The organism is Streptomyces sp. NPDC002580 (assembly GCF_042889485.1).
Lineage (GTDB): Bacteria > Actinomycetota > Actinomycetes > Streptomycetales > Streptomycetaceae > Streptomyces.
In genome coordinates, this window is the sequence record NZ_JBIAQZ010000001.1 from 1,389,661 (window position 1) to 1,402,468 (window position 12,808).

The 12,808-nt window shown below is 71.3% G+C and carries 13 protein-coding genes; 6 read left to right on the forward strand and 7 right to left on the reverse strand.

Annotated elements, in window-relative coordinates:
- The first annotated feature begins 60 nt into the window (after positions 1-60).
- The gene (locus ACFYW7_RS05985) at positions 61-1,110 is read left to right on the forward strand and encodes an aminotransferase class V-fold PLP-dependent enzyme (RefSeq protein ID WP_389498285.1); all 1,050 of its coding nucleotides are present in this window, start codon (positions 61-63) and stop codon (positions 1,108-1,110) included.
- Between the two features lie 138 nt (positions 1,111-1,248).
- Here ACFYW7_RS05985 and thpD read toward each other — a convergent pair whose 3' ends face one another.
- The 5 genes from thpD to ACFYW7_RS06010 form a co-directional block, all read right to left on the reverse strand.
- Positions 1,249-2,136, reverse strand: a complete 888-nt coding sequence (thpD, locus tag ACFYW7_RS05990) for an ectoine hydroxylase (RefSeq protein ID WP_389498287.1) — start codon at positions 2,134-2,136, stop codon at positions 1,249-1,251.
- Positions 2,137-2,143: 7 nt separating this feature from the next.
- Positions 2,144-2,548: an ectoine synthase gene (locus tag ACFYW7_RS05995; protein WP_389498289.1), complete on the reverse strand. Its 405-nt coding sequence runs from the start codon at positions 2,546-2,548 to the stop codon at positions 2,144-2,146.
- Positions 2,549-2,634: 86 nt separating this feature from the next.
- The gene (ectB, locus tag ACFYW7_RS06000) at positions 2,635-3,906 is read right to left on the reverse strand and encodes a diaminobutyrate--2-oxoglutarate transaminase (RefSeq protein ID WP_389498291.1); all 1,272 of its coding nucleotides are present in this window, start codon (positions 3,904-3,906) and stop codon (positions 2,635-2,637) included.
- A gap of 49 nt (positions 3,907-3,955) precedes the next feature.
- The gene (gene ectA, locus ACFYW7_RS06005) at positions 3,956-4,495 is read right to left on the reverse strand and encodes a diaminobutyrate acetyltransferase (protein ID WP_389498293.1); all 540 of its coding nucleotides are present in this window, start codon (positions 4,493-4,495) and stop codon (positions 3,956-3,958) included.
- Positions 4,496-5,038: 543 nt separating this feature from the next.
- Entirely contained in the window at positions 5,039-6,139 is a 1,101-nt protein-coding gene (locus ACFYW7_RS06010) for a pyridoxal-phosphate-dependent aminotransferase family protein (protein ID WP_389498605.1), read from the reverse strand.
- A gap of 174 nt (positions 6,140-6,313) precedes the next feature.
- Between ACFYW7_RS06010 and ACFYW7_RS06015 the strand changes: the two genes are divergently transcribed.
- The 3 genes from ACFYW7_RS06015 to ACFYW7_RS06025 are packed head-to-tail and all read left to right on the forward strand — an operon-like array spanning position 6,314 to position 8,816.
- Positions 6,314-7,177, forward strand: coding sequence for a transporter substrate-binding domain-containing protein (locus ACFYW7_RS06015; RefSeq protein WP_389498295.1), 864 nt, complete (start codon positions 6,314-6,316; stop codon positions 7,175-7,177).
- Entirely contained in the window at positions 7,174-8,007 is an 834-nt protein-coding gene (locus ACFYW7_RS06020) for an amino acid ABC transporter permease (protein ID WP_389498297.1), read from the forward strand. Before ACFYW7_RS06015 ends, ACFYW7_RS06020 begins: the two co-directional genes overlap by 4 nt.
- Entirely contained in the window at positions 8,004-8,816 is an 813-nt protein-coding gene (locus ACFYW7_RS06025; protein ID WP_389498299.1) for an amino acid ABC transporter ATP-binding protein, read from the forward strand. The genes ACFYW7_RS06020 and ACFYW7_RS06025 overlap by 4 nt, the downstream gene beginning before the upstream one ends.
- 114 nt (positions 8,817-8,930) lie before the next feature.
- Here ACFYW7_RS06025 and ACFYW7_RS06030 read toward each other — a convergent pair whose 3' ends face one another.
- The gene (locus tag ACFYW7_RS06030; protein WP_389498301.1) at positions 8,931-9,329 is read right to left on the reverse strand and encodes a hypothetical protein; all 399 of its coding nucleotides are present in this window, start codon (positions 9,327-9,329) and stop codon (positions 8,931-8,933) included.
- A gap of 28 nt (positions 9,330-9,357) precedes the next feature.
- Entirely contained in the window at positions 9,358-10,182 is an 825-nt protein-coding gene (locus tag ACFYW7_RS06035; RefSeq protein ID WP_389498303.1) for a TNT domain-containing protein, read from the reverse strand.
- Positions 10,183-10,410: 228 nt separating this feature from the next.
- On the opposite strand from ACFYW7_RS06035, the gene ACFYW7_RS06040 reads away from it, so the two are divergent.
- Both ACFYW7_RS06040 and ACFYW7_RS06045 read left to right on the forward strand, forming a co-directional pair.
- The gene (locus ACFYW7_RS06040) at positions 10,411-11,505 is read left to right on the forward strand and encodes an amidohydrolase family protein (RefSeq protein ID WP_389498306.1); all 1,095 of its coding nucleotides are present in this window, start codon (positions 10,411-10,413) and stop codon (positions 11,503-11,505) included.
- A 305-nt stretch (positions 11,506-11,810) separates the two neighbouring features.
- Positions 11,811-12,719: an SCO1860 family LAETG-anchored protein gene (locus tag ACFYW7_RS06045; RefSeq protein ID WP_389498308.1), complete on the forward strand. Its 909-nt coding sequence runs from the start codon at positions 11,811-11,813 to the stop codon at positions 12,717-12,719.
- Positions 12,720-12,808 lie beyond the last annotated feature (89 nt).

The following is a 12,808-nucleotide window of genomic DNA, read 5'->3' on the forward strand; positions in this document are numbered from 1 at the left end:
GGGGGAACCGCGTAATAATACGCAATGGACTTGGGTGCGTTCCGGGCCCACAGTGGTCCCATGGAGACCTTCGAGACCCTCGTCCGTGCCGAGTTCGCCCCGAAGAACACCTATCTGAACACCGCGAGCACCGGCCTGCTGCCGGCCCGCACCGTGACCGCGATGCGGGCCGCCGTGGACTCCGTGGCCGCCGGGCGGCCGGCCGACATGTTCGCGGACGTCGAGGCGGCCCGCTCCTCCTTCGCCCGGCTCGTCGGGGTGCCCGCGAGCCGGGTGGCCGCCGGGGCCTCGGTCGCCGTGTACAGCGGACTGATCGCGTCCTCGCTGCCGCCGGGCGCCGAAGTCCTCACCGCGGAGGCGGACTTCAGCTCCGTCGTGACCCCCTTCCACGTCCGCGGCGACCTCAAGGTCCGCGCCGTACCCCTGGAGCGGATCGCCGAGTCCGTGCACTCCGGCACCGCGCTCGTCGCGGTGAGCGCGGCGCAGTCCGCCGACGGCAGGATCGCCGAACTGGAGGCGATCCGGGAGGCCGCGCGGGAACACGGGGCCCGTACGTACGTCGACGCGTCCCAGGCCGCCGGATGGCTGCCCCTGCGCGCGGACGCCTACGACTACGTCTCCTCCGTCGCCTTCAAGTGGCTGCTCTGCCCGCGCGGTGTGGCCTTCCTGGTCGTCCCGGAGGACCTCGGCGGGCTCACCCCGGTGTTCGCCGGCTGGGTCGCCGGCGAGGCCCCCTGGGACAGCTGCTACGGCCCCGTCGAGGAACTCGCCCACTCCGCACGGCGGTTCGACGAGAGCCCGGCCCTCTTCGCGTACGCCGGAGCCCGCCACTCACTGGAACTCCTGGAGGAACTGGGAGTCGACCGGGTGCGGGCCCACGACCTGGCGCTCGCCGACCGCTTCCGCGCCGGCCTGCGGGAACGGGGCCACGAACCCGTCCTCGCCCCCCGCTCCCCGATCGTCTCCGTGCCTGGACTCGGCCGTCTCCAGGCCGAGTTGAGCCGGGCCGGCGTCGAGGTCTCCGACCGCGCGGGCAACCTGAGGGCGGCGTTCCACCTGTACAACACCCCGGACGACGTCGACCGGCTGCTCGACGTGCTGCCCCGCTGACCGTCAGCGCGCCCCCGGAACCGGCCGACTTCTGCCTGCTGGTCCACGGGCCCGCGGAGCCGCGACGCCGAGGGCCGGGTCCCCCTCCGATCCAGGAGAGGAGGACCCGGCCCGTGGCCGCGGCGAGCGCCGCCGAGGTCAGCGCACCGGCGTGAAGTCCCGTGCCCCGATGAACTCCGGCCTGCGCACGGGGGCCGAGAACGGCTCCACCGCGGCGTTGTCCACGCTGTTGAACACGATGAAGACGTTGCTGCGCGGGAACGGGGTGATGTTGTCCCCCGAACCGTGCATGCAGTTGCAGTCGAACCAGGTCGCCGAACCGGCCCTGCCCGTGAAGAGCTTGATGCCGTGCCGGCTCGCGAGGCCGGTCAGCGCCTCGTCGGAGGGCGTTCCGGCGTCCTGCATCTGGAGCGACTTCTTGTAGTTGTCCTCCGGCGTGGCCCCCGCGCAGCCGAGGAACGTCCGGTGCGACCCCGGCATGATCATGAGGCCGCCGTTGGTGTCGTGGTTCTCGGTCAGCGCGATCGAGACGGACACCGTCCGCATGTTCGGCAGACCGTCCTCGGCGTGCCAGGTCTCGAAGTCCGAGTGCCAGTAGAAGCCGCTCGCCCCGAAGCCCGGCTTGACGTTGATCCGCGACTGGTGGACGTACACGTCCGAGCCGAGGATCTGCCGGGCCCGGCCGACGACGCGCTCGTCGCGCACGAGCCGGGCGAACACCTCGCTGATCCGGTGCACCTCGAAGACGGACCGGATCTCCCGCGTCCTCGGTTCGACGATCGAGCGCTCGTCGGCACGGATCGCCGGGTCGGCGACGAGCCGTTCCAGCTCCTGGTGGTAGACGGCGACCTCGTCCTCGCCGATGAGCTGCTCCACGGAGAGGAAGCCGTCGCGCTCGTAGGAGTGCAGGTCGGGGACCGGGATCGGGCCGGGATCGCCCGGCGCGCCCCAGAGGACCGGGTCCTTCCGGGGCACGGACACTTCGGTGGCGCCTCGGCTGGGGTACAGATCGGTGAGCGTGGTCATCGGTGTGTCACACCTCCTCGGGTTCGGTGAGCAGGGGGTAGACGCCGTTCTCGTCGTGGTCCTCCCGTCCGGTGACGGGCGGGTTGAAGACGCAGACGCACCGGAAGTCGGTCTTCGGGCGCAGGGTGTGGCGCTCGTGACCGTCGAGCAGGTACATCGTCCCGGGCTTGATCCAGTGCTTCTGGCCGGTCTCGTCGTCGGTGAGTTCGGCCTCGCCCTCCACGCAGAGCACGGCCTCGATGTGGTTCGCGTACCACATCGACGTCTCCGTGCCCGCGTACAGGATCGTCTCGTGCAGGGAGAAGCCGACCTTCTCCTTGGCGAGCACGATGCGCTTGCTCTCCCAGGTGCCGGTCGCCGCCCTCACGTGCCGGTCGGTGCCTTCGACTTCCTTGAACGAACGGACTATCACGGTGGTGCGATGCCTCTCTCTCGTGTTTCTCGTACGGTTCGGGCCGCCTTCGGGGCCTCCTGCCGGACGGTCTCCCGGGTGCCCGCTCAGGCGGTTTCGCGGACGGCGCGGGCGAGCGTGCGCAGGCCCTCGTCGAGCTCGTCCGGGGTGATGGTGAGCGCGGGCAGCAGTTTCACGACCTCGCTCTCGGGGCCCGACGTCTCGATGAGCAGCCCGAGTTCGAAGGCGCGCCCCGCGACCCGCCCGGCGCGGGCCTTCTCCTTGAACTCGATGCCCCAGACCAGCCCGCGGCCCCGGTACTCCTTCACGTCGGCGAGGTTCTCCTCGGTGATGGAGATCAGCGCCCGCTCGACCTGCTCGCCGCGGGCCCGGGTCTGCTTCTCCATGACGGAGCCGTCGGCCCAGTAGGCCTCCAGGGCGGCGGCGGCCGTGACGAACGCCGGGTTGTTGCCGCGGAAGGTGCCGTTGTGCTCGCCCGGCTCCCAGATGTCCAGCTCGGGCTTGAACAGGCACAGCGACATCGGCAGCCCGTACCCGCTGATGGACTTGGAGACGGTCACGATGTCGGGCACGACCCCCGCCTCCTCGAAGGAGAAGAACGCGCCGGTCCGCCCGCAGCCCATCTGGATGTCGTCGACGATCAGCAGCATGTCGCGGCGCCGGCACAGGTCCGCGAGGGCGCGCAGCCACTCGGGCCGGGCGACGTTGATCCCGCCCTCGCCCTGCACGGTCTCGACGATCACCGCGGCGGGCTGGTTGAGGCCCGAACCCTGGTCCTCCAGGAGCCGCTCGAACCACAGGAAGTCCGGGACCTGTCCGTCGAAGTAGTTGTCGAACGGCATCGGGGTGCCGTGCACCAGCGGGACACCGGCGCCGGCCCGCTTGAAGGCGTTGCCGGTCACGGCGAGCGAGCCGAGCGACATCCCGTGGAAGGCGTTGGTGAACGACACGATGGCCTCGCGCCCCTTCACCTTCCGGGCGAGCTTCAGCGCGGACTCGACGGCGTTGGTGCCGGTCGGGCCGGGGAACATCACCTTGTACGGCAGGTCGCGCGGCCGCAGCACCAGGTTCTGGAAGGCCTCCAGGAAGCCGCGTTTGGCCGTCGTCGACATGTCGAGCCCGTGGGTGACGCCGTCGCGCTCCAGGTAGTCGAGCAGGGCCCGCTTGAGGACGGGGTTGTTGTGCCCGTAGTTCAGGGACCCGGCTCCGGCGAAGAAGTCGAGGTACTCGTGGCCGTCCTCGTCGTACATCCGGCTGCCCCGGGCCCGGTCGAAGACGGTGGGCCAGTTGCGGCAGTAGCTGCGCACCTCCGACTCGAGGGTCTCGAAGATGCTCAGGTCGGGCTGGGTGATGGTCAAGGCGGATCGCTCCTCGAAGCATGTGGGGGGAGGGGAGGAAGGAGGGGGGTCAGACGGAGAACGGGCCGATGCGGTACAGCACTTCGGGATCGTGCGGTCCGTCGGGGAACTGCGCCGTCCCGAACAGCACCTCGCGCTCGACGGGCGCGCCGTGACGCCGCGCGTACGACATGAACAGGCGCTCGGAGGCGGTGTTGCCCGGGGTGATGGTGGTCTCGACGACGGACAGTCCGCGCTCCGCCGACACGCGCGCGCTCAGCCCGTCGAGCAGGCGGGCGGCCAGTCCGCGTCCGCGGTGCGCGGCGTCGACGGCCACCTGCCACACGAGGAGGGTGTGCGGACGTTCGGGACGTACGTACCCGGTGACGAAACCGACGGGACGCCCCTCGGCGTCGCGTGCCACGGCCGAGGTGCCGGCGAAGTCACGGCACCACAGCAGGTAGCTGTACGAAGAGTTCAGGTCGAGAGTTCCGGAGTCCTTGGCGATACGCCAGAGGGCGGCCCCGTCGGCCACGTCCGGACGGTCGATCCGAAGGTCCTCCGGCATTTCCAGGAATTCCGCTGACAGGTCTGTTCGTGCGGCGGTCATGCGGAGTGAATTTACCTACGGAAAGCTCAAATTGCATCGCCGGACAGGGTTACGTACAGCGCGGTCGTGTGTTATCACGCGCCTGTGAAGAAGTGGCGTGACGCACGGCTGTATGACCGTCTTTGCCCGGAAAATACCGCAGGAAATGGACGGGTTGTGGAGTGTGTCACAGCGGCGAGACGTGCGTTCGGGTCGCCCGGATCGCGCCGTCGGGCGTTCGCGAAATCTTTGCGTTTAGGTGCGGGGATGGCGGGCAGGAGAATGCGGAAGGCTGTACGGAGTGAATTCCGTTCCGAATTGTCGGCAGGGTAGACGCGTGAAGGGAATTCGCCATTACCGTCGAATCGCCGGCCGGGATCGTCCGGGTTCGCGGGGCGCTCCGGGACGCGTCGGGGTCCGCCGGGAGCCCGGGGTCCCGGGCTCCCCGTCCCGGCGGAGACCCGGAGGCGCGGACGCTCCGCCGGGTCGCTCCGGGACCGGCCGGCCGGCCAGGGGCGGGCCGACCGCGTCGGGGCCGCCCGCCCGCTCCGGGGCCGGGAGGGGTCAGCCCCAGGCCAGTGCCACGGCCCGGCGCGCCCCCTCCGGGTCCACCGGGAAGCCGGACCCGGCCAGTGCCGCCCCGAGTCCCGCGAGGCAGGCGTGGACGACACCCCGGGTGGCGTCCGGGCCGTAGTGGTTCACGCGGATCATCGACCGGGCCAGAGCGCCGCCCCCGGCGGCGAGCGGCAGCCCGGGATCCGCGGCCAGCGCCTTGGCGACCACGGCGGACGCGTCCACCTCCTCGGGCACCTGGAGCGTGGTGGCGACCGGCGCCGCGTCGGAGGCGGCGTGCACGAACGGCTTCAGACCCCCGCCGAGCGCCACCGCCCCCGCCCGGGTGGCCGCCGCGGCGGAGGCGTGACGGCTCATCACCGTGTCGAGGCCCTCGTTCTCGATCCGCTCCACACACGCCTCCAGCGCCAGCATCTCCAACTGGGCCGGCGCGTGCAGCAGTGCCGTGCGGCCGCCGTCGACCCACCGCTCCTTCCAGTCCAGCAGGGACAGGTAGGAACGGCGTGGCGCGGCGGGGTTCGCGGCCATCCGCGCCCACGCCCGCCCGCTCACCGACACCGCCGACACGCCGGCCGGACCGCCCATCGCCTTCTGTGCCCCGATCACGCACAGGTCGACGCCCCAGGTGTCCGGCAGCACCGGCTCGGCGCCGATCGACGCGACGGCGTCCAGGTAGAACAGCGCGCCGTGCTTGCGGACGACCTCGCCGATCTCCGCCACCGGGTTGGTGTTCCCGGTGGCGGCCTCGGCGTGCACGAGCGACACGAAGTCGATCTCCGGGTGCTCGGCGAAGGCCTCCCGGATCTGCCCGGCGGTGACCGCGGTGTGGAAGGGCACCGCCAGATCGATCACGGTCGCCCCGCAGTCCCGCAGCCAGTTCCCGAAGGTCTGCCCGTAGGGGCCGGTGACGACGTTCAGTGCGGTGGTCCCGGGACCGGCCGTGCCGCGGATGGCGCCCTCCAGGGGCAGCAGCGCCTCGCCCTGCATGATCACGACGTCCTGCTCGGTGGAGAGCAGCCGGGCGACACGGTCCTCGATCGACGCGAAGTGCGCGGCGCTCAGCGGCGCCAGGTCAAGAAAGGGATGGGTCACGGCGGTGCTCTCTTCGCTCACGAGGGGTCGGTGATCAGAGCCTAGCCCTCACCCCCGGGTGTACCCGGACCGGCGAGTTCTGAGGCCAGACGGCCCAGTAGCCATCGGATTGATTTGAGCAACCCAAACCTTTCCTTATAATCAGAACCCACAGTTCTTTCACAGGAGGTCTCCGTGAACTCGGTCCCCGGACGTCGGACACGCATGCTGGCCGCCACCACCGCCACGGTCGGGCTGCTGCTCGTGGCCGGCTGTTCGTCGAGCGACAGCGACAGCGGCGGAAGCGGCACGAAGACGGCGGCCGGCGGGGTCGAACTCGTCAAGGCCGGCCAGCTCACCACCTGCACCCATCTGCCGTACCCGCCCTTCCAGTCGGAGGTCGACGGCAAGGTGCAGGGCTTCGACGTGTCGCTGATCGACCTGGTCGCCGAGAACCTCGGCGTGAAGCAGGTCATCGTGGACACGCCCTTCGAGAACTTCAAGACGGGCGCGTTCCTCAACTCCGAGCAGTGCGACCTCGCCGCCGCGGGCATGACGATCACCGAGGAGCGCAAGAAGAACGTCGACTTCTCCGACCCGTACTTCGACGCCACCCAGGGCGTCCTGGTCGACAAGAAGAGCGGCATCACCTCCCTCGCCGACGTCAAGGCGAAGGGCAAGAAGCTCGGAGCCCAGGCGCAGACCACCGGCGAGGACTACGCGAAGAAGCAGGGCTTCGACCCGGTCTCCTTCGAGTCCTCCGACGCGGTCCTCAGCGGGCTGCGCAGCGGCCAGGTGCAGGCCGTCATCATCGACTACCCGGTCGTCCAGGGCTGGCTCAAGGACAAGGCCAACGCCGACGCCTTCGAGGTCGCCGACAACATCAACACCGGTGAGCAGTACGGCTTCACGGTGAAGAAGGGCAATGCCAAGCTGGTCGCCGCCATCAACAAGGCGCTGGCGGACGCGAAGGCCGACGGCACGTACAAGAAGCTCTACGAGAAGTGGATCGGCCCGTACGACGCCGCCGCGGCCTCCGCCTCCCCGTCCGCCTCATGAGTGATGCCGACACGCCCGTCCAGCCCCGCCGGTCCGGCCTGAGCCGGCGCCAGAAGCGCCAGATCTCGCGCGGCGCGCAGTACGTCGTCTTCGCCGCCGTCGTGATCGCCTTCGCGGTCACGGCGGACTGGGGGCGCCTGCGGAACCAGTTCTTCCAGTGGGACCTGGTCAAGCAGATGTTCCCGGACGTCATCACGCTGGCGCTGAAGAACACGGTCCTCTACACGACGTTCGGCTTCGTCGTCGGTCTCGTGCTGGGCGTCGTCATCGCCCTGATGCGCCTGTCCTCGGTGGGGCCCTACCGCTGGTTCGCCGGAATCTACATCGAGGTCTTCCGCGGTCTGCCCGCCCTGGTGATCTTCATCTTCGTGGGCGTCGCGGTGCCGCTGGCGTTCCCGGGCACGGAGATCCCCGGCGGGACGTACGGCAAGGTCGCCATCGCCCTCGGCCTGGTGGGGGCCGCGTACATGGCCGAGACGTTCCGCGCGGGCATCCAGGCCGTGCCCAAGGGGCAGATGGAGGCGGCCCGTTCGCTGGGCTTCTCGCAGGCGCGGGCCATGGTCTCGATCATCGTCCCGCAGGCGTTCCGGATCATCCTTCCGCCGCTCACCAACGAACTCGTGACCCTGTTCAAGGACTCCTCGCTGGTGCTGTTCCTCGGTGTCACCCTGGAGGAGCGGGAACTGTCCAAGTACGGCCGGGACCTGGCCAGCACGACCGCCAACTCCACGCCGATCCTGGTCGCGGGCCTGTGCTACCTGCTCGTCACGATCCCGCTCGGCTTCGTCGTCCGGCGTCTCGAAACGAAGTCAGGGGAGGCCGCCAAGTGAGCACGCCCGAGATCCAGGTGAAGGGGCTGCACAAGTCCTTCGGCGACAACGAGGTGCTGCGCGGCATCGAGTTGGAGATCGGGCAGGGCGAGGTCGTCTGTGTGATCGGCCCCTCCGGTTCCGGCAAGTCGACCCTGCTGCGTTGCGTGAACCTCCTGGAGGAACCCACCGCGGGCCAGGTGTTCGTGCGCGGCACGGAGGTCACGCACCCCGACGTCGACATCGACGCCGTACGCCGCCGCATCGGCATGGTCTTCCAGCAGTTCAACCTCTTCCCGCACCTGTCGGTGACCGAGAACCTCGTCCTGCCGCAGCGACGGGTGCTGCGCAGGGGCAAGGCGGAGGCCGCGGAGGTGGCCGCCGAGAACCTGGCGCGCGTCGGCCTGTCCGAGAAGGCCGACGCCTACCCGGCCTCCCTCTCCGGCGGCCAGCAGCAGCGGGTCGCCATCGCCCGCGCGCTCGCCATGGGACCCGAGGTGATGCTCTTCGACGAGCCGACCTCGGCGCTCGACCCGGAGCTGGTCGGGGACGTCCTCGCGGTCATGCGGATGCTGGCCGACGAGGGAATGACGATGATGGTCGTCACCCACGAGATGACGTTCGCGCGCGAGGTGGCGGACCGGGTCGTCTTCATGGACGGCGGTGTGATCGTCGAGGAGGGCACCCCGGCGCGGGTCATCGGCGCCCCGAAGCACGAGCGGACCCGGCACTTCCTGTCCAGACTGCTCGACCCGGCGATGGCCGACGTCGAGGAGGGGACGCCGGAGGGGACCGGCGAGGAGAGCCGGGACGCTTCACCGGACGCGTGACCACGTACGCGGCCCGGACCTGGCTCCGGGCCCCGGACGTGGCTCCCGGCCGACGGCGGGGAGCCACGGTCACCGTCCGTCCGCCCCGGAGCCCGCCCTGGGCCGGTACCCGTCCTACGGGTCGTGGCGCAGACCGTCCCGGGCCGGCGCGGGGCCGCCCTCGGCGTCTCGCAGCGCCCTCGCCAGTTGCTCCCGGGCACGTCGCTGGACGCCCTCGGCGCCGTGCGCCAGTTCCTCCGCCTCCCCGGGGGTGAGCGGCGAAGGCGGGGGCCCCTCGGCGGTCAGCCGGGCGTGGAGGCTCCGGCAGGCCCGGTCCTCGTCCGGGAACCGCGCCAGCACCGTGCGCACGCCCCGTTGCCGGACGCCCACCACCCATTCGCCCGCCTGTTCCGTCAGGTAGAGACGGTCCTCCGGACGGGGGCCACCGGGAGGGCCGGGGCAGTCGGGGATCTCGTACAGTCCGGCCGGTACCCCGGCCGCGTGCAGCGCCTCGCACAGTTGATGACGGTCCATGACCCGATCCCGCCCCCGGCCCCCTCTCTCAGTTCACCCGCACCAGGTTGTTCCTCAGCAGGCTGCTCACCGTCGCGCCCGTCTGGACGTTCGGGCAGTAGGGGCTCCCCGTGGTGACCGAGGTGACGTACTGCACGCCCATGCCGGGCTGCTCGAAGGCCGGAGCGGTCGGCCCGGCGCACACGAGCGTGTCCTTCTTCACCCGGTACAGGTGGTAGTTGTACGGGAAGCGCGGGTCCTGGGTGTCGAGACCGGACGGCGGGATCGAGCGCGCGGAGTACTTCGCGCCGGCCGGTGCGAGGAACTTGCCGAACTCGGAGCCGAACCGGTCCAGCAACTGACCGGCGTGGAGGGTCACCTCGGCGGCGATCGGCTTGCCGTTGCTCGCGTGGGCGAAGCCGTCGTCCGGGATCAGCGAGTACTTCCAGTCGCCCTGCCCGAAGTCCGAGTTCGGGTCCCACCACTTGTTGAGGAACTCCACGGGCGTCAGCCGGCCGAGCCGGTGGTAGCCGGCGAGGGTGGAGCCGATGACGCCGGTCCGCGGCAGCCTGGTGGGGCCGAGCCGCCAGTCGTTGCACTCGTACTGCGTCTGCGCGTAGGGGTAGGGCGACGGCACCAGACCGAGACACCGTGTCGTCCCTCTGCCCGGTGCGGTCCCGCGGTCCTGCCTCTGTCGCTCCTGGCCGCCGACCTGCCGGGCGGGCGCCGGGCGGGCGGAGTCCGCCACCGCCGACGACCGTTCGGCCGTGGACGCCGGTGTGTCCGCGGCGGCGGACGGCTGAGCGCCGAACAGCACCGAACCGGCGAGCCCGGCCGTCGCGGCCAGACTCGCACCCCATCGAGAAAGCGGCACGGCTACCTCCATCACATCGAGCCCGCACGGGGCGTCACGAACTGCTTGAGCCCATCGAAGGAGTCCCGCGGGGGCCCGGCAATCCGGGCAGAGCCGAACGGCCCAGGGCCCGTGACCTCCCCGAACCCGCCGGGGACGGCACCCGGCGGGCGGCGGTGGCCGGGCGGGCGGCGCCCGCTCCCCGGGTCTCCCGGAGCACCGCGGGCAGCGGCGTCTAAGGTGCTGTGCATGAGTGATCAGGCGGCCGTGCTGCACGTGAAGGGTCGGGTACTCGTCGGTCCGGAGGAGGTCCTCGACGAGCTGTGGGTCGTCGGCGGCCGGATCTCCTACGAGCGTCCCGGCGGCGCCCGGGACGTCCGCACCGTCGAGGGCTGGGCGCTGCCGGGTCTGGTGGACGCGCACTGCCACGTCGGGCTCGACGCCCACGGCCCGGTCCCCGCGGACGTCTCCGAGAAGCAGGCCCTGACCGACCGCGACGCCGGAACCCTCCTGCTCCGGGACGCCGGATCGCCCTCCGACACCCGCTGGATCGACGACCGCCACGACCTCCCGAAGATCATTCGCGCGGGCCGGCACATCGCCCGTACCCGCCGCTACATCCGGAACTACGCCCACGAGATCGAGCCCGAGGACCTCGTCGAGTACGTCGCCCGGGAGGCCCGGCGCGGTGACGGCTGGGTCAAGCTCGTCGGGGACTGGCTCGACCGCGGCACCGGCGACCTCGGCGCCTGCTGGCCGCGCGCATCCGTCGAGGCGGCGATCGCCGAGGCGCACCGGCTCGGCGCCCGGGTCACGGCGCACTGCTTCGCCGAGGACTCGCTCCGTGACCTGGTCGAGGCGGGCATCGACTGCGTCGAACACGCCACCGGTCTCACCGAGGACACCATTCCGCTCTTCGCCGAGCGAGGCGTCGCCATCGTTCCCACGCTCGTGAACATCGCCACCTTCCCGCGGCTCGCGGAGGGGGGCGAGGCGAAGTTCCCGCGGTGGTCCGCCCACATGCGGCGCCTCCACGAACGCCGCTACGACACCGTGCGCGCCGCGTACGACGCCGGAGTCCCGGTCTACGTCGGTACCGACGCGGGCGGTTCGCTCGCGCACGGCCTCGTCGCGGGCGAGGTCGCCGAGCTCGTCACCGCCGGCATCCCTCCCGTCGAGGCGCTCTCCGCCACCGCCTGGGGCGCCCGGCGCTGGCTCGGGCGGCCCGGTCTCGACGAGGGAGCGCCCGCGGACCTCGTGGTCTACGACGGGGACCCGCGCGCGGACGTACGGGTCCTGGCGGCTCCCCGGCGGGTGGTGCTCGACGGGCGGATCGTCGGCTGACCCGGCCGATGCGCCCGGGACGGCCGACGCGGGCCCGAGTTGACGGAGCGTTACGGTCGGGGTGGCGCGCTCGTTACCCACTTCCAGCGGTGTCCGGCGCGTCGGGTGGCGGTCGGCGGCGCGTCAACCAGCGGGTTCTTCCAAGGGTGTTGAACGGGTGACGACGGAGAACACCCGTGCCTCGGGATTCGAAGGGGCGTGCGGGGAATCCACGTTGGAGTGAACTGACGTCAGCTCGCTGACTGTTCACCCTGGGTGCGTAATTCTTTCCGGGTCCCAGGCTTTCTCCTATGGGGGTCCCACCCTTGAACAGCATCAACCACCGCGCGCCCGCACGCCGTCTCGCGGTCACCGCGGCCGCCACCGTCCTCGCCGCGGGTCCCACCGCGCTGGCCGGCGCGGGCACCGCCCACGCGAGCGACGACCACGGCCGGGCGAGCGCCGTCGTGCTCCGCACCGCGCTCGACGTGTCCCTCCTCGACAAGACCGTGAACGTCCCGCTCGCGGTCTCCCTGAACGAGGTGCAGGCGCCGCGGAGCGCCACGAAGACCGCGCTCACCGCCCAGTTGGACGGGGTCGACCACGGACGCCCCTTCAGCGTGCTGCGCGCGGACGTCGCCACCGCCGGGGCCACCGTCTCCGCCCGGAAGGCCGAGGGCTCGACCCACCTCGCGAACGCCGCCGTCCATGTCCCCGGACTGCGACTGCTGTCGCTCATCGAGGTCGAGCAGGTGACCTCGAAGGCGACCTGCGAGGCGGGCGAGAAGCCCGTCGCCACCGCGAACCTGCTGGGATCCGTCACCGTCCTCGGCAAGAAGGTGACGCTGACGGCGGGCGGCCCGACCCAGGTGAAGGTCCCCGGGGTGGGTGAGGTGCGGATCGGCTACTCCAAGACCGAGACCACCAGCCGCACGGCCGCCGCGGCCGCGCTCGAACTCACCGTGTCCATCAACCCGTTGAAGCTGAACGTGGCCGAGGTCGAGGGCACGCTGACCTTGGCGAAGGCCACCTGCGAGTCGCCCGCGGAGCCCGTCGCCCAGGAGGACGCCCCCGCCGACCCGGTCGCCGAGGTGACACCACAGGGCGCGCCCGCGGAGGAGGGCCTCGCCGAGACCGGGGGCGGCTCCATGACGCCGTACCTGGCCGGCGGCGCGACGGCGCTGCTCGCCGCGGGCGCCGGAGCGGTCGTCCTCTCCCGCCGCCGCCGGAGCTGACGCCCGCCGAGGGGGCTTCGCCGGACCCCGCTCCTCGGACGCCGGAGGGGCTGAGACGCTCAGCCCCTCCGGCGTCCGAGGACACCGCC